15 protein-coding genes are annotated in these 23,855 nt (G+C 66.9%); 12 read left to right on the forward strand and 3 right to left on the reverse strand.

Going from position 1 to position 23,855, the window contains the following annotated elements; genetic code table 11:
- Positions 1-6: 6 nt before the first annotated feature.
- On the reverse strand, positions 7-735 hold the full coding sequence (locus KY501_RS36105) for an ABC transporter ATP-binding protein (protein WP_224368414.1): 729 nt from the start codon (positions 733-735) through the stop codon (positions 7-9).
- A gap of 170 nt (positions 736-905) precedes the next feature.
- On the opposite strand from KY501_RS36105, the gene KY501_RS36110 reads away from it, so the two are divergent.
- Both KY501_RS36110 and KY501_RS36115 read left to right on the forward strand, forming a co-directional pair.
- The gene (locus KY501_RS36110) at positions 906-2,102 is read left to right on the forward strand and encodes an aspartate kinase (RefSeq protein WP_224368415.1); all 1,197 of its coding nucleotides are present in this window, start codon (positions 906-908) and stop codon (positions 2,100-2,102) included.
- 154 nt (positions 2,103-2,256) lie between these two features.
- A complete protein-coding gene (locus KY501_RS36115) occupies positions 2,257-4,818 on the forward strand; it encodes a N,N-dimethylformamidase beta subunit family domain-containing protein (RefSeq protein ID WP_224368416.1) in 2,562 nt (853 codons plus the stop codon).
- 148 nt (positions 4,819-4,966) lie between these two features.
- Here the strand turns inward: KY501_RS36115 and KY501_RS36120 are convergent, their stop codons facing one another.
- The gene (locus tag KY501_RS36120; RefSeq protein WP_224368417.1) at positions 4,967-6,697 is read right to left on the reverse strand and encodes a serine/threonine-protein kinase; all 1,731 of its coding nucleotides are present in this window, start codon (positions 6,695-6,697) and stop codon (positions 4,967-4,969) included.
- 203 nt (positions 6,698-6,900) lie between these two features.
- On the opposite strand from KY501_RS36120, the gene tssI reads away from it, so the two are divergent.
- From tssI to KY501_RS36160, 8 genes are all read left to right on the forward strand, one after another.
- Positions 6,901-9,138 carry a type VI secretion system tip protein TssI/VgrG gene (gene tssI / locus KY501_RS36125; protein WP_224368418.1) on the forward strand — a complete coding sequence of 746 codons (2,238 nt, stop codon included), beginning with the start codon at positions 6,901-6,903 and terminating at the stop codon, positions 9,136-9,138.
- A gap of 95 nt (positions 9,139-9,233) precedes the next feature.
- Positions 9,234-11,498, forward strand: a complete 2,265-nt coding sequence (locus KY501_RS36130) for a type VI secretion system Vgr family protein (RefSeq protein ID WP_224368419.1) — start codon at positions 9,234-9,236, stop codon at positions 11,496-11,498.
- Positions 11,499-11,525: 27 nt separating this feature from the next.
- Positions 11,526-11,990 (forward strand): DUF6484 domain-containing protein, encoded by a 465-nt coding sequence (locus KY501_RS36135; protein ID WP_224368420.1) that lies wholly within the window; start codon positions 11,526-11,528, stop codon positions 11,988-11,990.
- Positions 11,991-12,007: 17 nt separating this feature from the next.
- Entirely contained in the window at positions 12,008-13,264 is a 1,257-nt protein-coding gene (locus KY501_RS36140) for a TIGR02270 family protein (RefSeq protein ID WP_224368421.1), read from the forward strand.
- Between the two features lie 30 nt (positions 13,265-13,294).
- Positions 13,295-14,443: a DUF2169 family type VI secretion system accessory protein gene (locus tag KY501_RS36145; protein ID WP_224368422.1), complete on the forward strand. Its 1,149-nt coding sequence runs from the start codon at positions 13,295-13,297 to the stop codon at positions 14,441-14,443.
- Positions 14,440-15,459 carry a hypothetical protein gene (locus KY501_RS36150; RefSeq protein ID WP_224368423.1) on the forward strand — a complete coding sequence of 340 codons (1,020 nt, stop codon included), beginning with the start codon at positions 14,440-14,442 and terminating at the stop codon, positions 15,457-15,459. Before KY501_RS36145 ends, KY501_RS36150 begins: the two co-directional genes overlap by 4 nt.
- Before the next feature lie 33 nt (positions 15,460-15,492).
- On the forward strand, positions 15,493-17,091 hold the full coding sequence (locus KY501_RS36155) for a PAAR-like domain-containing protein (RefSeq protein ID WP_224368424.1): 1,599 nt from the start codon (positions 15,493-15,495) through the stop codon (positions 17,089-17,091).
- A 71-nt stretch (positions 17,092-17,162) separates the two neighbouring features.
- The gene (locus KY501_RS36160; protein ID WP_224368425.1) at positions 17,163-18,158 is read left to right on the forward strand and encodes a hypothetical protein; all 996 of its coding nucleotides are present in this window, start codon (positions 17,163-17,165) and stop codon (positions 18,156-18,158) included.
- A 13-nt stretch (positions 18,159-18,171) separates the two neighbouring features.
- Here the strand turns inward: KY501_RS36160 and KY501_RS36165 are convergent, their stop codons facing one another.
- Entirely contained in the window at positions 18,172-20,574 is a 2,403-nt protein-coding gene (locus tag KY501_RS36165; protein ID WP_224368475.1) for a ribonuclease H-like domain-containing protein, read from the reverse strand.
- Between the two features lie 94 nt (positions 20,575-20,668).
- Between KY501_RS36165 and KY501_RS36170 the strand changes: the two genes are divergently transcribed.
- Complete coding sequence (locus KY501_RS36170) at positions 20,669-21,313, forward strand: helix-turn-helix transcriptional regulator (protein ID WP_224368426.1); 645 nt, start codon at positions 20,669-20,671, stop codon at positions 21,311-21,313.
- Between the two features lie 109 nt (positions 21,314-21,422).
- Positions 21,423-23,822, forward strand: coding sequence for a glutamine--tRNA ligase/YqeY domain fusion protein (locus KY501_RS36175; RefSeq protein ID WP_224368427.1), 2,400 nt, complete (start codon positions 21,423-21,425; stop codon positions 23,820-23,822).
- Positions 23,823-23,855: the final 33 nt, after the last annotated feature.

Here is a 23,855-nt window from a genome sequence, read left to right on the forward strand (position 1 = left end):
GGCCGCTCAGGCGGCCGTGAGCTTGATGAAGATCTCCTCGAGCGAGACGTTCTCGGACTGGCCATGCACCGAGGCCAGCTTCCGGATCTCGTCGTAGGCGACCATCTTCCCCTGGTTGATGATGAGCACCTTCTCGCACGTCATCGTCACTTCCGGGAGGATGTGCGTGGAGAGGATGAGGGTGTGCTTGCCGGCCAGCCCCTTGATGAGGCTGCGCACGTCCGCACGCTGCGAAGGATCGAGCCCCTCGGTGGGCTCGTCGAGGATGAGCACCGGCGGCGAGCCCAGCAGGGCCTGCGCGATGCCCACGCGCTGCTTGTAGCCCTTGGACAGGTTCTGGATGACGCGGTCCATCACCTCCGCCACCCCCGTGAGTCCGGCCACCCGGTCCACCTCGGCCTTCAATCCGCGGCCCGGCAGCCGCTTCAGCGCGGCCACGAACTTCAGGTAGCCGCGCACCGTCATCTCCGGGTACAGCGGCGGCGTCTCCGGCAGGTAGCCGATGCGCTTCTTCACCTCCAGCGGTTGCTCGAAGACGTCGAAGCCGGCCACCTTTGCCGAGCCCGAGGAGGGCGGCAGAAAGCCGGTGAGGATCTTCATCGTCGTGGACTTGCCCGCGCCGTTGGGGCCCAGGAAACCCAGGATGTCTCCTTCATTCACTGTGAAGGAGAGGCCCTCGATGGCGCTCCGGTCTCGGTACCGCTTGGTGAGGTTCTGGACCTCGATCATCGCCATGGGAACACCCGACGGTCCAGGGATCGGCGCGCGAATATAGAGGGGGGGATCGGGCTGTCAAGCAGACGGCCGATTGTCTGGCGGACAGAATCCTTGGGTTGGCCAGTGTCCTGCATGAAAACCTCTCGGCGTGGTTTTCCAGCCGCACCCAACAGGGTATCGAGGTGTTTATGCCCATCGTGGTCCAGAAGTACGGTGGCTCGTCGGTCGCCGATGTGGAGAAGATTCGCAAGGTCGCCCAGCGCGTGAAGGCCAAGCGCGAGGCCGGCTACCAGGTCGTCGTCGTGGTCTCCGCCATGGGAGACACCACCGATGAATTGCTCTCGCTGGCCAAACAGGTGTCCGAGGATCCTCCTCGGCGCGAGCTGGACATGTTGCTGACCTGCGGCGAGCGCATCTCCATGGCGCTGCTCTCCATGGCGCTCCAGGAGGCCGGGGTGCCCGCCATCAGCTTCACCGGCAGCCAGACGGGCATCATCACCAACGACACGCACTCGCAGGCCCGCATCGTCGAGGTGCGCCCCTTCCGCGTCTTCGAGGAGCTGGACCGGGGCAAGGTCGTCATCGTCGCCGGGTACCAGGGCGTCTCCTACAAGAAGGAGGTGACGACGCTGGGGCGGGGCGGCTCGGACACGACGGCGGTGGCGCTGGCCGCGGCGCTCGAGGCGGAGGCGTGTGAGATCTACTCCGACGTGGACGGCATCTTCTCCGCGGACCCGCGCGTCGTGCCGGATGCTCGCAAGCTGGAGGCGCTCTCGTATGACGAGATGCAGGAATTGGCCAGCGCGGGCGCCAAGGTGCTCAACGCCCAGGCCGTGGAGTTCGCCAAGGCCAAGGGCATCGTGATTCTCGCCCGCACGGCGCATGCGCAGGGCTCGGGCACGGCCGTCCAGGAGCTGACGGTCCCCTCCGACACGCGCGTGAAGGGTGTCACGGCCGAGCAGGAGATGGCGGTGCTGTCCGCGTCCTCGGAGCGGGTGCGGCTGCCGGAGCTGCTGGAGTTCCTGGACGCCCGCGGCGTGCGCGGCCGGGCGCTGAGCTTCGATGGGCTGCTCGGGCGCGAGTCGAGGAGCTACCTCGCGGTGCCGCTCCAGGACATCCACGGGTTGGAGGCCGTGCGCCGGGATCTCTCCGTGCGCTTCGGGGAGGATGTGTCGCTCCAGGAACAGGTTGGCACCGTCACCTGTGTGGGCGCAGGCATCAACGCAGACTGGTCCTACCTGCGCCGGGCCCTGCTCGCCGCCGAGGAATTGGGCGCGCGGGTGCATGCCGTCCACACCTCGCCGCTGCAGCTCTCGCTGCTGGTGGACAAGGCGTACCTGAAGCCACTCACGGCTCGCCTGCATACCGAGTTCCTCGGGAAGTGAACGCGGAGTGTGTCTCCCAGAGGCGCCGCGTCCCCATTCCCAGGCGGAACAAGGGCGTGGAGTGTTGAGCTCCTGGAGTTATTGCCTGCCCGGGCGCTTCCGATCCTGAGGCGCGTGCTTACCGTCGGGACTCGTTGACCGGCGGAGGATCGGAATGGGGCAGGCAAGGCGTTGCTGGGGGCTGGGTGTCATCCTTCTGACCCTGTGGGGACTGGCGGCGTGCCAGAGCCGCGGGAACCAGCCTCCTCCCCCCTCCAATGAAGGCAAGAGCGACACGCCTCCCCTCGAGGGCGACCCGGATGCGGGCGTGCCCCCGGATGCGGGCCCGGTGACGGAGAACCCTCCTGGTGGCAAGGATGGAGGCACCCCGGAGCCGCCGCTCCCCGAGCCCGATCCCGATGCCGTGCGCAAGGAGAACCAGCGCGCGGGGACGGAGGACTGGCGCCTCAAGCGCACCGCCAACCAGCGGGAGATCGAGGGCTATGCGCTCGTGGCCACGGTGACGCCGGGGCAGCGCCTGCCCGTGGCCGTGAATGTTCCCGAGGCGCGCAACTTCCGTTGGTACGTGTACCGGCTCGGCTACTACGGAGGGAAGGGCGGGCGGGAACTGGCTCGGGGCGGCCCGGTGCGCGCGGTGCGCCAGTCGGATTGTCCCATCGACGAGAGCACCGGCGTGGTGGCCTGCCAGTGGACGCCGACGGTCGAGATCGAGACGACGGGCGACTGGGTGCGCGGCGTGTACGTGGTGAAGCTGGTCCGTGATGACGGCTACGAGCGGTACGTGTCCTTCTTCATGCGGGACGCGAAGCCGCGCTCGGAGGTAGTGGCGGTCATCCCCACGGCCACCTGGCAGGCGTACAACGTCTGGGGCAACACCAGCCTCTATGACGACAAGCTGGGCGTGATGAAGCGCAAGTACGGGGTGAGCCGCGCGTTCCAGGCTTCGTATGACCGGCCCTACTACCGCGGGCAGGGGGCTGGCCACCTGATGACCGATGATCTCAGCCTGGTCCAGTGGCTGGAGGCGCAGGGGCTGGACGTGGGCTACGCCACCGATGAGGACATGGACGAGCGGGACTTCGTCAGCGGCGCGAAGGTCGTCTTCCTTTCGGGCCATGACGAGTATTGGACGGGCACCATCCGCGACCGCATGGACCGGGCCCTGGCGGAGGGCCGCTCGCTGATCAACCTGGGCGCGAATCAGGGCTATTGGCAGGTGCGGCTGGAGCCCTCGAAGGACGGCCGGGCCCGGCGCATCATCACCGGGTACAAGGGGGACTCGCGCGATCCGGTGGGCAACAAGAGCCCTCAGTTCACGACGAAGTTCCGCGATGCGCCGGTGTCTCGCCCGGAGAACAAGCTCTTCGGCGTCATGTTCAACAGCCGCTGGCACCAGTTCTCGTTCCCGCTGGTCATCACTGATCCCAATCACTGGGCGCTGGCGGGCACCGGCTTCCGGGCCGGTGACACCATCTGGATGGCCAACGGCTACGAGATGGACGAGATCGTCAACAACGGCCAGTCGCCCCAGGGGCTGCAAGTCCTGGCCGAGTCTCCCGCGCTGTCGCTCCAGGGCGCGTTCGGCATCGGGCAGATGGTGCTGCGCAAGCAGGGAGATGCGTGGGTCTTCTCCGCCGGCGGCATCGACTTCGTGCACACTCTGGCGGGCGAGCAGGCCGCGGATCCGCGCGCCGCGCGCATCGTGGCCAACATCCTCTACAAGGCGCTGGGCCGCTCCGTGCCCTCCAGCCTGGTGCAGTTCCCCGCGCCGCAGCTCCCTGCGCCTCACGGGCCCTTCGCCAACCGTGTGTCCACCGTGGCCGGGCAGGCGGGGATGCGCGGTGGCATCGACGGGCCCGCGAGCATGGGGCAGCTCGGGGCTCCCGTGGCCGTGGCCGTGACTCCCGATGGCGGGTGGGTGGTGGCGGATGCGCTCGTGGATGGAGTCAAGCGCGTGTCCGCCATGGGCGATATCCAGACGATCCTCACGGGGCTCGATGGTCCGATGGGGATCGCCGTCGATGCTGCGGGCACCATCTATGTCTCCGACACGGACCACCACTGCATCCGCCGCATCGCGACCGATGGCTCGGCGTCCGTGTTCGCCGGAGCGATGAACCAGGCGGGCTCGGCGGATGGGCCCTCCGCGAGCGCTCGCTTCAACCAGCCCGCGGGTCTCACCATCGCTCCGGACGGGGCGCTGCTGGTGGCCGACCTGACCAACGGCATCATCCGCAGGATCGATCTGGTGGCTCCGGGAAATCCGGTGACGACGCTGCAGGCGGACAAGTGGCTCTATCGGCCCTCGGCGCTGACCGTGAAGCCGGATGGCACGATCTTCATCGTGGAGACGGGCATGGCTCGCGTGGTCGAGCTGAAGAACGGGATCGTCACCACGGTGGCGGGCTCCACTCCGGGCTACGCGGATGGCGAGCCTGGCCCCTCTCAGATGCTGCCCTACCTGGGCATTGCCGTGCTGGGGGATGGCTCGCTGGCGGTGGCCGACCCGGGCAACTACCGCATCCGGCGCATCGTCTTCCATGAGGGCAAGGCTCGCGAGGTGACGACGCTGGCGGGCTCGGGGCGCTTCGGTGCTCGGGACGGGGATGGCCGGAACGCGGACTTCGTCCTGCCTGCGGGCCTCGCGGTGGGGCCGGACGGCACGCTCTATGTGGCGGATGCGGGCAACTCGATCCTGCGCTCCGTGACGCCCTGAGGCGGCTCGGCGCACCGGGTGCCCCTGTCGGGCGGGACCAGGCCAAACCTGTCCACCAGTCAGACAGGTTGGGAAAGAGTCCGCCGACAGGGGGGGCCCTGTCCACGGGTGCCCAGGCGCGCGGGTGCTTGTCGGGGACGCGTCGGAGCTACTGAGAGGGAGTGCGCCGCCGCTTGCGCTGCTCGTAGCTCGCCACGCTCTTGCGGATCTGGGGGGCCAGCTCGTGATCGGGGGCGAGCTCCAGGAACCTGCGGTAGTACCCCACCGCCTTGTCGAACTGGCCCCTTCCTGAGCTGGCTTCGGCCGCTACCCGGTGGCACTCCGCGTTCTCCGGGGTCAGCTGGATGCACCTCTGGGCCCGCTGCTCTGCCGGGGCGAACTGCTTCTTCTCGAGGAGCTGTATCGCGCTGTCGTAGGCCGCCTGGGCTTCCTGCTCCTCCGCGGAGAGGCTGGGCGCGGGCTCGTTCGTGGGCGCCGCCGACGTTGGCGGAGGCTCTTGCGCCGGAGCGGTGGCAGGCTCGGGAGTCTCCTCGGTGGCAGGGGCCTCTTCCTCCGGAGGCGGCGTGGCTTCCGCGAGCCTTTCGGCAGGAGGGGAGGGGGGCGGCGCAAGAGGCGCCTCGGTGAGCTGGAGCGGCTGGGGATTCGAGGGATCCCCCACCACCTTCGGCCTCATTCCCTTCCAGACGAGGAAGCCACCGCCGAGTATGGCTCCTACCAGGAGCACGAGGCCCACCACGGCTCCCACGGACATTCCCTTCCGAGGAGGCATGATCCGGGTCTCGACATCCTTCGCCGGCGAGCGCTCCGGGTCCGGGTCCGTGGGCGGCTGGGGCTGCGGCCTCCCGGGAGGAGCCAGGATCGCCGTGGGTGACTGGCCTCTCCATTGGGCAAGCTGTTCCGGGAACGTGGGCGGCACCTGCACCTGCCGCCCCGTGCTGGTGATGTCCTCTCGAAACAGCTCCTGGACGAAGTGCGAGAGCGACACCGCCGAGAATCGAGGCGCGGTAGCCGCCAGGAACCCCGCCAGCGCATCCCCGAAGGCATGGCAGGACGCGTAGCGCTCCTCCTTGTTCAGTGCCAACGCCTCCATCACGATGGCATCCAGCTCCGCGGGCACGCTTGGGTTCCGCTCTCGCAGGCGCGGAAAGCTCCCCGAGATGAGCCGATCCATGGCCACCTCGGGAGCATCGTCCTCGACGGGCAGCTTCCCGCACAGCATCTCGTAGAGGACGATCCCCGTGGCCCACACATCCGTGCGTGCATCGACCTCCTCGCCCTGTGCCTGCTCCGGCGAGAAGAAGAGGTACTTGCCCTTCACGATCCCCGGCTCGGTGCTGAACCCGCGCAGCTCGCGGGCCTTGGCGATGCCGAAGTCGACGATCTTCACCTGCCCCTCGTAGCTGATGAGCACGTTGTCCGGAGAGATGTCCCGGTGAACGATACCCAGCGGCTGTCCCTTCTCATCCGTTCGCGTGTGCGCGTAGTGCAGGCCCCGGCACATCTCCATCGCGATGAAGGCCGCCAGGGGGATCGGGATCGTGGACATGCCCGACTTGTGCGCCCGCTTCAGGATGCGGTGCAGCGGCTGCCCCTCCACGAACTCCATGGCCAGGAAGTAGTCCCCCTCCACTCGGCCGAAGTCGTAGACCTGCGCGATGTTGCCGTGGGAGAGCGTGGCCGAGATGCGCGCCTCGCTGATGAACATCGCGATGAAGGCCTCATCGTTGATGAACTCGGGCAGGACCTTCTTGATGAGGACCGGCTTGGTCACTCCCGCTTCCGCGACCAGCCGGGCGCGGTAGGTCTCGGCCATGCCGCCCCGGCCCAGCCACGACACCAGCTCGTAGCGGCCGAACTGCTCTCCAGGTTGAAGGGACATTCGGCGGCGCATCCTAGCCCAGGCCGGACAGGTCCTGGGAGGGCTCGGTCCTGGCATGGCCTCCAGTCGCTGGTCCACCGGGTGGTCCACCAGCGCCAGCCCAGGTGGGCGGTACCTCTCGTGTGGTACAGCTCACTCGGGTTGCACTCCATACCGTGCCTCCTCACTGAGCGTGCCCAATGTTCGGGCGCCAGGGGGTTCGAATGGCACGAACGCAGATGCCCGCCTTTTCCGTCCACGTGGGAGAACACGCAGCAGAGTTCCTCGTCGTCACCCGCTTCTCCGGCATGGAGGCCCTGTCGAGCCTGTATGACTTTCACGTCGAGTTCTTCTCGAGAGAGGGTCAGCCGCTGGACCTGGCGGAGCTCGCGAACGTCCCGGTGCTGCTGACGATCCGGATCGACAAAGCCCCGGTGCGATACGTACACGGGCGGGTGCGGCGAGCAGAAGCGCTTGGGAGACTCGGGGGGCGGTGGGTCTACCGCGTGCGGGTGATGCCCGATCTTGGGCGCCTCCGCCAGCGAAGGAACAGCCGCATCTTCCAGGAGCTGGCGGTCCCCGACATCGTCAAGGCGGTGTTGGGAGAATGGGGAGTGGAACACCGCCTGCTCCTGAGCCGCTCCTATGAGGCGCGCGAGTATTGCGTGCAGTACCGCGAGTCGGACTTCACCTTCATCTCCCGGCTGCTCGAGGAAGAGGGCATCTTCTACTTCTTCGAGCACACCGAGCAGGGCCACGTGCTGGTGCTGGGGGATGGCGCAAACGCTCATGTGGCGCTCCCAGGTGGCTCGCGCCTCTCCCTGAGAGCCGAGGACAAGCGGGCCTACGACGAGGAATTCATCTTCCGCCTGGAGCGGGTGCACCGGCTGCGGCCTGGCAAGGTGATGCTGCGCGACTTCGACTTCAAGAAGCCGGCGCTGGACCTCTCAGCGAGACACAGCGGCGCGGAGGGCGCACCGGAGCTGGAGCTGTATGACTATCCAGGCGAGTACGTGACACCGGACGTCGGCAAGGCGTTGGCCAGGACGCGTATGGAGGAGAAGGAACAAGGGGCGTGCACGTGCACGGGAAGCAGCGTGTGCCCGCGGTTGTCCCCAGGCTACCTCTTCGAGGCGGAGAGCCCGGGAGACGCAACGTTCGCCGGGAACTTCCTCGTGGAGCAGGTGGTGCACTCAGGTCATCAACCCGACACGCTGGGAAACGCGGAGACGCTGGGAGGCGTGTATCGCAACGACTTCCAAGGCCTGCCCGAGGGAGTGCCCTTCCGGCCCCCTCGGGTGACGCCTCGGCCGCGCATCCCGGGAATCCAGACGGCAGCGGTGGTGGGGCCTGGAGGGGAAGAGATCCACACTGATCTCCATGGGCGGATCAAGGTGCAGTTCCACTGGGATCGGCAAGGACAGCGGAATGAGCGCTCCTCTTGCTGGATGCGGGTGGGACAGCCCTGGGGAGGACTCGCCTGGGGCTCATTGAACCTGCCGCGCATCGGGCAGGAGGTGGTGATTCGTTTCCTGGAGGGGGATCCCGACCGGCCGTTGGTGGCGGGCACCCTCTACAACGGAGGCAACCCCACGCCCTACGGGCTGCCGGGGGACAAGACGAAGACCCTGCTCAAGAGTGCCTCCAGCCTGGGGGGCGCAGGCTCCAACGAGTTCAGGATCGAGGACTCAGCGGGGAAGGAAGAGATCTTCGTCCACGCCCAGAAGGATGAGGACGCTGTCACGGAGAACGACAAGACCCAGGAGGTGCGAGGGTACGAAGATCTCCTGGTGAAGAAGGACCGCGGCCTCTGCGTGGAGTGGAACCAGGATCTCACGGTCGAGATGAACGACGCGTCCCTCGTCGAGGGAAACCAGACGCTGCAGGTGACGTGCAACCGCACCACGACGACGCACCAGAACCATTCGGAGTCCGTGAGCGCCAACCAGCGAATCTCCATTGGCAACAACCAGCAGGTGACGATTGATCAGGCCTCCATGGAAACGGTGGGCGCAGCCAGGGCTCTGACGATCGGAGTGGGCTACGCCATCAACGTGGGCCTGGCGATGGCCGAGACCACGGGAGGCCTCAAGGCCGTCGAGGTAGGCGCCGCCATGATCGAGCTCGTGGGCGTCCATCGCGAGGAGAGCGTGGGAAAGGACAAGCAGACCCAGGTCGGCTTGCTCTACGCCTCGACGGTTGGCGGTGGCGTGTCGCTGGCAACGAGCCAGGATCTCCAGGAGAGCGTCAAGGGCAAGACGACCCAAGAGGCCAAGGAGCTGGCTTCCTGGATGGCCAAAGCCTTCTCCCTGAGCGCGGAAGACACCTTCTCACTCATCGTGGGCGGCAACCTGATCTTGAAGCTGGAGAAGTCCGGCGAGGTGCTCTTCAAGGGGAAGACGATATCCATCGATAGCTCGGAGACGCAGATCCGGGGCGGTACGGTGCATTCGCGGCCCTGAGCCCATTCCTCCCGGGTGGTACAGCCAGTGGACTGTCTGTCGCCTTACTTTGTTCTCAGCCAGACATTGCCTGGTGATTTCAAAGGCACGACTTCATGGTTGCCACGGCGGCCCTCCGCGCCAATCAAGCCGAGTTCGAGTTCGAAGCGGGTCCTCACGCAGCGGGGGAGCTGGCCGTGGTGGAGTTCCAGGCAGAGGAAGGCCTCTCCCGGCTCTACTCCGTCGAGCTCGTTCTCGCGGCCGCCGCGCACGTGGGAATGGAGGAGAAGGCGCTGATTGGCCAGAGCGCGCTCCTGAAGGTGCATCTGGGCGGTGGGGAGACTCGCTTCTTCCACGGGATGATCTCACGCATTGCTCGCTGGGACGCCGGAGGAGGACCCGAGCGCCAGCGTTACCGCATCACGGTGGTTCCCCGGCTGTGGGCGCTGCGCCACACCCTTCGCAGCCGCATCTTCCAGGAGCTGTCCGTGCCGCAGATCGTCACCCAGGTCCTCACCGAGGGGGGCGTGGAGCACAGGGCCGAGCTGAAGAGCTCCTACCGCAAGCGCGAGTACTGCGTGCAGTACCACGAGTCAGACTTCAACTTCGTCTCCCGGCTGCTCGAGGAGGAAGGCATCTTCTATTCCTTCGAGCACTCCGAGGGCACCCATGTCCTGGTACTCAATGATGCGTCCATCACCTGCCAGGCCATGCCCGGCGACTCTCGCCTTGTCTTCCGTGATCCGGCCCGGATGGTGGCCGGGAGCGAGTCCGTGCATGAACTCGCCGCGTGCTTGGAGGTCTACCCCGGCGCCGTCGTCCTGCGGGACTACAACTTCGTCCAGCCACGGATGGATCTGACCTCCAGCTCCACCGCCGATGAGGGAGAGCAGGCCCTCGAAATCTACGACTACCCGGCTCGCTACGAGGACCCCGGCACGGGCAGGACGCTGGCGAAGATCCGCCTGGAGGAACTCCGGGCGAACGTGGAGCAGATGACGGGGGCCAGCAACTGCCGGCGTTTGCTCTCGGGGACCACCTTCTCGGTGGACGAGCACCCGCTGCTCGCCTTCAACCAGAACTACCTGCTGCTCTGGGTGCGGCACACGGGGCGCCAGCCCGAGGTGCTCACCGTCGAGCAGTCGGCGTCTGGCGTCAAGGAGGGCTATCGCAACGAGTTCCGCTGCATGCCGGCTCAGGTGCCCTACCGCCCTCCGCGTGACACGCCCTGTCCCATCATCCCGGGCGCGCAGACAGCCATGGTCGTGGGGCCTGGAGGCGAGGAGGTCCACACGGATCCGCACGGCCGCATCAAGGTCCAGTTCCACTGGGACCGGGAGGGCCAGAACAACGAGCGGAGCTCGTGCTGGATCCGCGTGAGCCAGGCCTGGGCGGGCCAGAGCTGGGGCGCGCTCTACCTGCCTCGGATGGGGCATGAGGTGGTGGTGGAGTTCCTCGAGGGAGATCCCGACAGGCCTCTGGTGACGGGCAGCGTCTACAACGGCCAGAACCCTCCCCCCATCGCGCTCCCGGACGACAAGACGCGGAGCACGCTGCGCTCCAGCTCAAGCCTGGGCGGCTCCGGCTCCAACGAGCTGCGCATCGAGGACAAGGCGGGCCGGGAAGAGGTCTACCTGCACGCTCAGAAGGACTTCAACATCGTCGTCGAGAACGACAAGACGCAGCAGGTGCGCGGAAACGAGAAGCTGCTCGTCAAGAAGGACCGAAGCCGCACCATCGAGGGCAACCAGTCGTTGGAGGTGAAGAAGAACGACGACACCCTGGTTGGCGGCAATCAGAGTCTGGAGGTTGCTCAGAACCGCTCAACGACGGTGAAGGGCAACCACACCGAGGACGTGGCGGGAAACCAGTCCATCCAGGTGGGCGGCAACGAGAACCTGCAGGTCGCCATGGTCTCCACGGAGACAGTGGGGCTTGGAAAGATGCTCACCATCGGGGGGGCCTACGCCATCACCGTGGGTGCGGCGCTCAACCAACTGGTGGGCGGACTCATGTCCGAGCAGGTCGGCATGAGCAAGATGGAGACGGTGGGTGCTTCCAAGTCCGAGACCGTCATGGGTTCGCGCACCATGACCGTGGGAGGCGAGCTGTCCGAGCAGGTTGGAATGAACCGCTCCCTCCAGGTGGGGAAGGATCTCCAGGTCAGCGTCGGGGGCAATCTCGGCCATACCGTCAAGGAGCAATACAAGCTCTCCGCGAAGGAGATCACCGTGGAAGCCGAAGAGGAGTTCCTCCTCAAGGTGGGCGCGGCGACGCTCCAGGTGAAGAAGAGCGGAGACGTGATCCTCAAGGGCACCAAGGTCCAGATCAAGGGCGATGAGGAAGTCGTCGTCGAGGGTTCCAAGATCTCGGAGAACTGACAGGCATCCGCAAAAAGGAGCAGCACCATGACCGCACGCCGTTCATCGCTTGGACTCTCTCCCGTGAGTCCGGCGCCCGCTCTTCCGGCTGCCATCCTCGGCTGGATCACGGACTACGATTCCAAGCAGGGGGCGATCGTCGACTTCCCTGGCAATCCAGCGGGGCCGGTACCCGCCCGGTTGCTCATCGACACGGGAGCCCGGGCGTTGCGCTCCGCGGCTGCGTCTCGCTGCCCCGTGGCGCTCCTCTTCGAGAATGGAGATCCCTCGCTGCCCCTCCTTGTCGGCCTGGTGTGGCCGCAAGGTGAGCGGGAGGCCCAGGTGGATGGTGAGCGGATCATTCTCACGGGCGAGAAGGAGATCGAGCTGCGCTGTGGCGACGCCTCCATCTCGCTGAGCAGGAACGGAAAGATCGTCATCCGTGGGGCCTATGTCGAGACGCGGGCCAAGGGGACGAACCGGATCAAGGGCGGGGCGGTTCAGATCAACTGAGAGAGACCGGATTCCCCATGCTCTTCTGGGATGTCATTGAGCGGCACTTCGATGAAGCAGACTTCCTGTGGGGAGTCTGGGAGCGCAGCCTCCTGTCGCCCACTCACACACTCGATCGGGTCGCACGAGGCCCTGAGGAGCGGTTGTGGGCTCACATCGACGGGCTCGTGGCCAATGGCCCGGAGGTGGCGCGCCGGCTGCTCTTCCCTGCGCTTGAAGAGGATGATCCATCCCGGGTGAGAGTGGCGGCGAGCGCGCTCCTGCAGACCCCGGGCGAGGCCGGAATCGAGGCCGTGATCGTGGCTCTGCGTGCGCGGCCCGGACAACGGGGACCGATGGTGCGAGCCCTGGCGTGCTCGGATCGGCCAGAGGTGTCAGGCCGTATGCGCGAACTGCTCGAATCCTCCGAGCAGGGCCTCGTCACCGCGGCGGCCGAGGTGCTGGCCTTCCACCACACGCCGTTGGAGGCCGTGCTCCCCAGACTGCTGGAGAGCGACAGTCCATCAGCGCGGGCTTTGGGGCTGCGGGCGCTGCTGAACGTGCCGGCCTCGGCTCGGCAACGCGCCGCGGCGCAGGAGGGGTTGAGGGACAAGGACTCCGGCGTTGTCGCGGCGGCCATGGAGGTGGGTTGCCGGCTGGGGTTGAGAGAGGCCTGGCGGTGCGTGCGCGAGCGCGCCCTGAGAGGAGACCCGGAGGCGCTGCTGCTGCTCGCTCTGGGGGGCGGGCCTGCCGAATACAAGGAGCTGAGTGCGGCACTCGCGGAGCCCGCGCACCGGCCCGCGGCGCTGTGGGCGCTCGGCTTCGTCGGTACGCCGGAGATCCTGGACGCGAGCCTCGAGTGGCTGGAAGACAAGCGGTCCGGGCCCCTCTCGGGGGAGGTGTTCACGGCAGTGACGGGCGTCACCCTCATGGAGGCGAACCTGACAGCACCCCCGAAGGAGCGCCGACGGCTCGTCCATACACCGGAAGACGACCTGCCGCTCCCGGATCCGGCGAAGGTGAGGGACTGGTGGACCCGGAACCGAGGGAGGTTCGCGGATGGTCAACGGTACCTCCTGGGCGAGCCACGCTCGGTGGCGGGGATGCTGGCTGCGCTGAAGCATGGCCCCATGCGCCGCCGACTTGGCATTCTCGTGGACCTTCAGCTCCGCGCCTCCGCGCGGCACAGCTTGCGCCTTCAGCCACGCGCTCCCACGCGCCAGCAGTACGCCGAGCTCTCCGCCATCGCCGCCCACGGGGAGTCCGGATTCAACCTGAGCCGCCTGATGCTCTGAGCGTCGCTGCTCGAAACGAGCCTGCTCGCCATGGAACTCATCAACAAGTCCCGTCTCCCCTTGGAAGTGACGACGTCCCTCGACAAGAGCGGCCGGGAGCACCTCCTCCTGGTCGCGAAGGAGACCTATCGCTTCAGCAGCGACAGCGCGCCTGTGCGCGTGGAGCAGTCACGGCCCATCGCCTACACCGATATCTTCGTGGGTGAGCCGGGCGTGTCAGCGCCGCTCTACGAGTCGGACTTCGCGACGACCAAGCGGCGGTGCGACGTCATCGTGGACGCGACAGCCCACGCGCCCGATGGCCGCCCCGTCAAGCAACTGGACGTCTCCGTCCGGGTCGGCTCGTTCGAGAAGCAGCTCCTCGTGGTGGGAGATCGGGTGTGGCAACAGGGGATCTTCCGCGTCACGTCCAGCGAGCCCCAGCCGTTCACCTCCATGCCGATCCACTATGGCCATGCGTTTGGGGGTAGCCCCCAGCACGGTGAGACGGGACAAAAGGAGACCTACCTCGCCAACCCTGTGGGGAGAGGTTACTGCTCGGATCCGCGCGCGGACATCGTCGGGCAGATGCCGCTGCCCAACACGGAGGATCCCGAGCGCCGCCTCACCTCGCCGAACTCACGTGCACGGCCCTTCGCGTTGGGCCCCATTGGCCGTCATTGGCATCCGCGGAGCGTCTGCGCGGGCACCTACGATGCGAGGTGGCGTGAATTCGCCTTTCCCCTCCTGCCCGAAGACTTCCATGAAGCCTTCTTCCAGGTCGCGCCTCCGGATCAACAGATCGACTTCATCCAGGGAGGCGAACCCGTGGTGCTGCGCCACCTGGTGCCCGGAGAGCCTCTCGTTACCTTCCAACTGCCGCGGCCCCAGCTCACGCTCAGGCTTCTCTACACCTCGCACCGCGCCATTGAGCTGTCCCCCGTCGTCGATACCGTGTTCATCGAGCCTGAGGCAAAGCTCTTCACCCTGGTCTATCGCGCGACCCTTCCGCTGGCTCGCCGTGGCCTCTTCGATGTGGGCATGGTGGTGGCGGGCCCGGTGTGTAAGCGCTGGTGGCAGTCGAAGGTCTTCGGGACGGAGGACTGTGGCTGCGACGGCGACAACGACAAGGACGAGGAGACCGAGCCTCAGCCTGGGGCACCCGCCTTCCTGACGGCCGGCCAGGGGCTCGAGCCATGAGAACTCCGCTTCGCATCGTCTCCTCTGGGATGTGCTGTGCGGTCGGCGGCTCGGCCCGTGCCGCGCGTGCGGCGATCCGCGCCGGGCTCAACCGCTTCGTCGAATCGGAGTTCATCGACGCGCTGGCCGAGCCGCTCATCGTCTCACGCATGCCGCTCGATCGAATCTGGGGCCCTCGCCGCATCGCGATGATGTTCGAGGCCGCCCTGACTGACTGCATCGCGGGCACACCCGATTTCAACCCCAGGGCTACGGCACTCCTGGTGCTGGTCGCGGAGTCGGGGCGGCCTGGCTATTACGGGACATGGGAGAGGGCCTGCCTGGCCTCCTACGAGAAGCTCGCGGGGGCGAGTCCTCCGGCTGAAGCCCAGGTTCTGGCTCTGGGCCGGGCGGGAATCGTGAGTGCCTTGCGCCAGGCCCATGAGCTGCTCTCGCGGCGGCGGGCCCGCCAGGTCCTGATCGCGGGCGTGGACAGCTACCTCAATGCCGAGACCATCACGCACCTCCTCCGGAGGGAGCGGCTCATGACCGAGGAGGTCAGCGAAGGCTTCATTCCGGGGGAAGGCGCCGGGGCCCTGCTCGTGGAACTCGGCTCACGCCGGGAGAGAGGGTTTCATGTGTTGGGAACAGGAGAGGCCGAGGAGACGGCGACCATCGACAACGATGAGCCCGTGCGCGCGCTGGGCCTCTCGCGTGCGCTGCGCGAGGCGCTCGGCGCGAGCGGGTACCAACTGAACGAACTCCACTTCCGCATGACGGACATCAGCGGTGAGCCCCTCTCCTTCCAGGAGGCGGCCATGGCTGACACACGCCTGCTCGATCACCGCAAGGGGCGCTTTCCTCTCCTGCACCTGGCGGACTGTATTGGAGAGACGGGTGCGGCGATTGGTCCCCTGTCCCTCGCATACCTCGCCGATGCCATGGCGCGTGGCTACGTGCCAGGCACCCGGGCCGTCCTCCACTGCGCCAATGACAGTGGGAAGCGCGCTGCAGTGGTCGTGGAACACCTGGATTGATGACGAAGGCCCTGTCGTGCACCTCGGAGAGCCATGCAAACCCACGTATATGCCAATGGTCGAGAGATCTGCAGCAAGGCCGCTGACGGCAAGTCTACCGCGGCCTTCCCTGACGTGTGCTGGAGCCCGCCAGCACCGCCCGCGGGCCCCATCCAGCTGCCGTACCCGAACACGGCCTTCGCGAGTGATCTCGAGAACGGGACGAGCACTGTCTTCATCTGTGGTGCCATCGTCGCGCGCAAGGACGAGAGCTATCTCTCCACCAGCACGGGAGACGAGCCCGCCACGGATCAGTTTCCCATGGGCATCAGCACAGGCGTCCTCCAGGGCAAGGCCTACTTCACGAGCTGGTCGATGAACGTGATGGTGGAGGGCGTGAACGTCGCGCGCCACCAGGACTTGATGACGCACAACCATGCCAGCCCCGGCGGCAATACCCCCGCCAAGGTCTACTTCGATGATGCCGCCAAGAGCGTGACGCAGAAATGCAAGTCGGAGTTGGACAAGATCGACAAGGAATGCGGCGAAGAGCCCAAACACAACGAGCCGACGGTAGGCAAGACCAAGAAGAGCGCGCTCAAGAAACTGGCCGAGCGCCTCAAAAGCATCAAAGGCAAGGGCGAGCGCAAGGCGGCCGATGACAACAATTGGATGGATCACTGTGACGGGCTCTGGGTCAAGCCGGCCACCCTCTACAGCAAGCAGATCTCGGAGTTCGCGCAGCAGATCGAGAAGATCCAGGGAGATCTGCTGTCCGAGGTCAGCAAAGTCGTCAAGCCGCTCGTCGAGCAGCTGGAGCAATCCGTGCTCGATGGGATCAAGGAAGCAGCCAAGGATCGGGCTACCAAGCTCGGCCTGCGCTCCGCCGCCCGCTGGGGCGCGGGACTTGGAGGTGCGGCCGTCGGAGGTGTCGGTGCCATCGTGACCGAAGCGGTCGCGACGGCCTGGAATGTCTACGACATGGCATCGACAGGCTACGAGGGATACAAACTGGGAAAAGACGCCCTGGCCAAGCTCGATACCATCAAGGAGACGATGGGTGACTTCGACAACGCGCTCGGCGATCTGAAGGGGGCTCTGGACAAGGCCAAGAGCAACCCCCAGGCGGCCATGGCGCAGGCCATGAGCGCATTGGCGCGTCTCAATCCTTGCACACGCGCTCGCAGGTGCATCCTCGTTCCTTACAAGAATACCTTCACGCTCACGAGCCTGGGAGGCCATGGTTGTTGTCCAGGGCAGACAGGCCATCACGTGCTGCCCCATGAGATGACCAAGGATGGCAACTGCCCCGGGTACAGCAAGCGCGAGGCCCCGACGCTCTGCGTGGAAGGCGTGAACAATAGCCATGGCAGCCATGGCAAGATTCACGACGTGCTGGTCGACAAGGTCAAGGATCACCGCAAGGCATTTCTCGGGGGCGGTGACACCATGACGTATACCCAGGCCAGAAACATGGGAGTCGAGAGCATCAGCAAGACCTTTGGCCTCCCTGGCGAGAAATGCGACGAGAACTGCCTGAAGGCTCAGCTTGATGCCTATTACGAGAAGAAGTGTACAAAGCCGCTTCCCGCGGTGGCGGGCAAGGCCATACCCGCCGAGGAGGAGGCCGCGGACGATGCCTCCATGATCTAGGGGCGGGAGTGCTCGCTCGTGAGACGGAAGTCTCGCTTGCCTGGCCCAGGCATCTTGAGGAGAATGCAGCCATGCTGATCAGCAAAGATGATTACGAGCGATGCCTCCGTGGCTTCACCGTGACCGACTGTGCCGTCCGCAGCCGAAGCATCTTCTATCTCGTGGCTGTGTCGGAAGACCCCTCGGGAGATGAGCCGATCGCGGATGCCGAGCGCAGCACCCGCGTGCTCACCTGCGCCCTGGAGAGTGCTCCTGAGAAGCGCTGGGGGCTCATGTCGTACAAAGGAATGGACCGTCTGCGGGCGGGGGTCGCGCTGACGCCGAAAGAGCAATTCGTCGGTGTCGACAAAGATGCCCAAGTGGTGGTCTTTGGCAGCGGTGCCAAGGAAATCGAGAAAGAGGTCCCTGGCGGGCGGCAAGGGCCGGTGCGCGGCGGAGTTCGCAAGACACGGACTCTCAATGGGCTTCTCCATGTCTCCACGGGGTACCGCGGACTCGGCCGCCGTGACGGGCGCAATCAGTGGACATCCCTCTGTTCCTCGCTCACGTTTGAACCCGATCCCAATGAGGGCTCGGGGCCATACGGTTTCGAGGACTTTGACGCTTTCAATGCCCATGACTACTACTGCGTCGGTGGCAAGGGGGACGTCTGGCACTTCGATGGGGAGAAGTGGGATCAGATCGAATTCCCGAGCAACATGGTGCTGGAGACGGTCTGCTGCGCGGGAGATGGATGGGTCTACATCAGCGGAATTGGCGGGTATGTGTGGAAGGGCCGCCGGGACGAGTGGCAACTCATCCATGAAGACCGGATGGTGCTGCCCTTCAAGGACATGGTCTGGTTCAAGGACCGGGTCTACTGCACTTCCGATTATGGCCTCTGGGAGATCGCCGGGGACAAGGTGCGGGAGAGCCCGATTCCGCCGGAGATCAAGATCTGCTCTGGCAACCTGTCGACCGCGGATGGGGTGATGCTGCTCGCGGGTGTGTTTGGAGCTTCGTACTACGACGGCAGTGACTGGAAGAACATCTTCAACACGGCGGCGTTCTCACCTACGACGCTGTAGACGCGAGTCCCTGTCAGGGTTCGGTCCTCGTTTCTCGCAGCACGGTGAGCACCGGTCGCGAGTGCTCCAGCGTCGGCGCGAAGAGCGAGGGCTGGCCGGGATCTGCGAACACCGTGGCGAAGTCCTCGGGCGTCAACGCACGGACCAGCCGTGCAGCGAATGTGTCTCGCAGCAGGCGGACGTAGTACTCGACGTCGTAGTCCCGGGGATCGCTCGCCGGATCGACGTTGGCCTCAGTCTCCGGATCGGGCAGCAGCCCCGAGCGTCCTCCTGTCGCTCGATAGACGCGCACGTGCTCTCCGGGAGCCCACTTCGTCCGGCCGCTCGCCAGTGCCGCCTCGTAGGGCAGCTCGCGACGGCGCCCTCGTGCGGCCAGGTACTGCTCCGGCGGCTTCGTCAGCCGGACCTGGGAGGACACCTCCGCGGTCGGCAGCGCGCGCCGACGCAGCGCCATCACCGTGTCCACATAGGTCTTCTGCACGCCCGGGATGTCTCCCGCCAGGAGGCAGCGCAGCGCCCGACGCAGGAAGTTCTCGCCGAAGGGCTCGGCCCGGCTGGAGCGGAACGCCACCCCGCGCAGCACGAGTGGCCCCTCGTAAGGCTGGAGCGCGTAGTTCTTCGGTTCGTGCGAGAGCATCGCCGCGTAGCGCCCGTCGAACTCCAGGTGCACTCGCGGGGGCAGCAGGGCCGCAACTTCGGAGACCACCCGGCGCTCATCGGCCTCGGGCCAGTCGTCCGGCACGGAGAAGTACACGCCATCCGTGTCGGCCTCCAGCAGCGTCACGCCTCGCTGGGCCAGCTCGCGGCACATCAGCCCCAGCACCTCGCGCCCACGCCGCGTCACCTCGTTGGCGGCGTGCACATCCGCGAAGCGCGTCAGCCCCACCGCTCCCAGGTAGCCATAGGCCGAGTTGATGACGATCTTCATCGCTGCGGAGAGCGCCTCGTTCGTGTAGCGCTCCGGCGAGCCCGGCGGAGCGCTCTTGGCACGAGCCTTGGCCTCCAGCCGCTGGTCCACTAGGCGATCCACCAGCGCCAACATCGCGCCGAGCCGATCGCGCTTCGGCCCGATCCGGTACTGGCGCATCAGCGAGGGATACAGGCTCGCGACGTCCGCCTTCACGATGTGCCGGGCCACTCCGGTGGCGAACAGGTGCAGCGCCGCGCCGCTGTGGGACGTGCCATCCCCGGGCTCGTGGGCGGGTAGGGCGGCTCCCGAGCGCAGGTAGGCCCGGACCAGGAGGGGATCGAGCACTCCCGTGGCAGGCCCCGCATCCGCCAGACGCTCGTACCGGCGGGGCGCCATCCTCGCGAGTGCGAAGGCAGCTCCCCCCAGCAGCCGCGCCAGTCCACCAGCCTCTGTCACGTCCTCGCTGGCGTAGCGCCGGACTCGCTCGGGATCCCGGAGGAAGACCTCGTGGACTCGCGCGCCGGGGATGAGCTCGCGCGCCGGGCCCGAGAGTCCGAAGTGCCGCGCCACCACCTTGAGCCCGTGGCCCGGCAAGTCCCGCGACGAGAAGTCGTGCCGCAGCACCGCGTCCAGCGTGTCGATCAGCTCTCGCCCGGGCATCGTGTATCGAGCGCGGCGGGAGGCGTCGGGCTTGCGCCCCGGCGAGCCTCGGTCGAGCGCAGCACCTCGGGCGGCAGGGCGCTCCCGCAGGCCGGGGGCTCCGGCGCGTCCCAGCGCCAGCGGCACCTGGAGTTCCCGTGCACGGCGGGCGAGGAACGGAAGGTCGAAGCCGTGCAGGTTGTGGTTCTCGATCACATCCGGGTCGAAGGCTCGCACCCGCTCGACCAGCCGGCGCAGCAGGTCCGCCTCGGCCGCGTCACCGTCGCCGGAGGCCTCGAGGGTCTCGGTCCTGCCCTGGGGATCTCTCAGCGCCACGAGGAAGATCCGATCCCGGGCCGGATCGAGCCCGGTGGTCTCCAGATCGAACTGCATGCGGTGCAGATGGTCGAAGCCCAGCTCGCGGAAGTACGTGCGTCCGGTGGCAATCAGGTACTGCTCCTCCGGGGGCAGGGTGAGCACCGAGTCGTTCCCCAGATCCCGCAAGTGCCCAAGCGGACGGCCCAGGCGCCGCGATGCTCCCTGGAGCACCGCCGAGGCCAGTGCCCGCCCATCGTCCGCGCGGACCAGGTACCGCAGGGCACCAGGGCCCTCGAGCTCCTGATAGCTCACGCGCTGCGGCGCTGGCCCCTCGCTCTCGGGCTGGAGCCTCTCGCCCAGGTGCGCCAGGTCCTCCAGCGAGGACAGCAGCACCCAGGGGCGGAAGCGCACGTCCTCGCGCACCAACTCGCCACTACCGGGGAGCCGCCGCCAGACGAATGCACGGCCATCGGGCTCTGCCCACACCGAGACGATGCCCGGCGTGGGGTCCCAGCCCCAGAGCCACTCGTCTTCCCGCGTGTGGGTCATCGCGTCTCCCCACGGCCTGCCTATCACCGACGCGTCCGCCATGAGGGCGATCTTGCCGTCCACCCCTGTCAGCACTATGTCAGGTATTGACACCATGCAGCGGACCGAGCGCCTCTTTGCACTGGCGGAGTACCTCCGAGGGCGCCGCACTGGCGTCACCGCCGAGGCCCTCGCCGAGCGCTTCGGGGTGACGGTGCGGACCATCTACCGCGACCTGGACGCCCTGCGAGCCGCCGCGCTCCCCCTGGGCGCCGAGCGCGGGCCCGGCGGCGGCTATGCGCTGGATCGCAGCTACAGCCTGCCGCCCGTGAACTTCACGGCCCGTGAGGCGGCGCTCCTGGTGGCCCTCGGGCGCTTCGCCAGCGACATGCGCCTGCTGCCCTTCACGGACACCCTGGAGTCCGCTCTGGACAAGGTGCGCGCCGCGCTCTCCACCTCCGCCCAGCGTGAGCTGCTCTCGCGCTTGAAGGAGCTGACCTTCCTGGGAGTGCCCTCCCTGCCGTGCAAGAAGCCTGTCCGCGAGGCGCTCGAGCGCGCCTGGTTCGAACAGCAACCGTTGCGCATCACCTACGTGGACGGCAACTTCATCGAGACGACCCGGGATGTGCGCATCCTGTCCGTGATCATGGACCGGCATGAGACTCGGATCGATGCCCTGGACATCGCCAAGGGCGAGCGCCGCCAGTTCCGGCTGGACCGCATCGAGCGCGCCGAGGTGTTGCGCGCCGACAGTCCCTGACCGCTCTGTCGCCCAGAGGGCGGACGGGGGCGGAAAACCCGGCTGTCCCCGTGCAGGCCGCACGGAAGTTCATTCACTTCAGAGCCCAGCCAGGGCTATAGAGGGCGCAATGCGTAAGCCGCCAGCTGACCTGATTCCCAAGCCTGAGGCACGTCGCGTCCCGCCGAACTTCATCACGGACGTGATTGACGAGGACCTGCGAACCGCACGGCACAGCCAAGTCGTCACGCGCTTCCCTCCCGAGCCCAATGGCTATGCGCACCTGGGCCACGCGTTCGCCAGCTACCTGGACTTCATGACAGCGCAGGACTACGGCGGCGTCTGCCACCTGCGCATGGATGACACCAATCCCGAGGGCGAGACGCAGGAGTACGCCGACAGCATCATCCGCGACATGCAGTGGGTGGGGTGGGACACCTCGCGCCTGTTCTACGCCTCGGACTACTACGAGCAGCTCTACCAGTACGCCGAGCAGCTCATCCGCAAGGGTCTGGCCTACGTGGAGAGCGTCAGCGGCGACGAGATGGCGCGCCTGCGTGGTACCAAGGAGAAGGCCGGCACGCCCAGCCCGTACCGCAACCGCTCCGTCGACGAGAACCTGGAGCTGTTTCGTCGCATGCGCGCCGGTGAGTTCAAGAACGGCGAGCACGCGCTCCGCGCGAAGATCGACCTGAGCCACCCGAACTTCAAGCTGCGCGACCCGGTGCTCTACCGCATCCTCCACGCGTCGCACTACCGGACCGGGAACAAGTGGTGCATCTACCCGATGTACGACTTCGCCCATCCCATCAGCGACGCCATCGAGGGCATCACGCACAGCATGTGCAGCCTCGAGTTCGTGGACAACCGCGCCATCTATGACTGGCTCATGGACAACCTCTTCCCCGACAAGGAGACGGGGAAGACGGCGCCGCGCCAGTACGAGTTCGGCCGGCGCAGCATGGAGTACACGGTCGTCAGCAAGCGCAAGCTGCGGCGCCTGGTGGCCGAGGGCGTCGTCCGGGGTTGGGACGATCCGCGCATGCCCACCCTCAGCGCCATGCGCCGGCGGGGCGTGACTCCCGAGGCGGTGCGCGCGTTCGCGTCGAAGATCAGCGTGAGCCGCACCAACCGCACCGTGGACATCGCGATGTTCGAGAACGCCGTCCGCGAGGATCTGAGCGCCCGCGCTCCCCGCGTGATGGCCGTGACGCAGCCGCTGAAGATCGTCATCCAGAACCTGGACCAGGAGCGCTCGCTGAGCCTCCCGTACTGGCCGCAGGAGGCGTCCGGAGAGAGCTCCGGTGGCCGGGTGCCGCTGCCCAATGGAGAGCTGGTGACGCCCGAGCAGGCCGTGCGGGACGTGCCCTTCACCCGCGAGCTCGTCATCGAGCGCGAGGACTTCAGCGCCAACCCTCCGAAGGGCTTCAAGCGCCTCACTCCCGGCGGTGCGGTGCGGCTCCGCGGCGCGGGCATCATTCGCTGCGATGAAGTCATCACCGGCAAGGATGGCGAGCCGGTCGAGTTGCGCGTCTCGCTCGTCAGCGAGGACACGAAGGCCAGCGGTGTCATCCACTGGGTGAGCGCCACCCGGGGCGTGAAGGCCGAGTTCCGGCTGGTCGACCGGTTGTTCTCGGTGCCGCATCCCGACAGTGAGGCCCAGCATGCCGACCCGGAGCAGCCCGGCCACGAGGACGAGACGCAGCCGCTCAACACGGACTTCATGCAGTTCGTGAACCCGCACAGCCTGGTGGTGACGCACGGGCTGGTCGAGCCGAGCGTCGCGCGCGAGCCAGCCAACACCCGCTACCAGTTCGAGCGCACCGGGTACTTCTGGCGCGATCCCGTGGACAGCCGCGACGACGCGTTGGTGTTCAACCGCACCATCACTCTCAAGGACACCTGGGGCAACAAGGCGGAGGCCGCCGAGGCCAGGCCCGCGTCCAAGCCCCGGCCCGAGAAGCCTGACAGGAAGCCCGAGCCCGCGCAGCCCGTTCGCCCGCCGCTCGACGGCGCCCAGGAGGCCGAGTTCACGCGCCTGCGCCAGCTCGGCGTCACGGAGAACGACGCGCACCTGATCGCCCGTGAGCCGCAGTTCTCCGCCTACCTGCGCGGCGTGGAGGACAAGCAGCTCGCGGAGCTGGCGCCCTGGGTCGTGAACGATCTCGCTGGCTCCATCCGCGACGGTTCGAACCGCGTGGGCGTGAAGGAGCTCGGGGCGCTGGTGAAGCTCGTTTCGGAGGGCAGCATCAGCCTGCGCATCGCCAAGGACGTGCTCACGGAGTCCCAGGGGTCCGGAGAAGCTCCCGCGATCATCGTCGAGCGCAAGGGCCTGCGCGTCGTCAGCGATGAGGGACAGCTGCGCACCGCCATCCAGGGCGTCATGGACGCCAACCCCGGCAAGGTCACCGAGTACCGCGGCGGGAAGAAGGGCTTGATCGGTTTCTTCACCGGCCAGGTCATGCGCGCCACCAACAACCAGGCCGATCCGAAGGCCGTCGGGCGGCTGCTGAGCGAGATGCTCGGCTGAGCCGGAGGCCGCCCTGTCGGGCGCGGTTCGCGC

Origin of the sequence: Hyalangium versicolor, from assembly GCF_020103695.1 — a bacterium.
Taxonomy (GTDB): Bacteria; Myxococcota; Myxococcia; order Myxococcales; family Myxococcaceae; genus Hyalangium; species Hyalangium versicolor.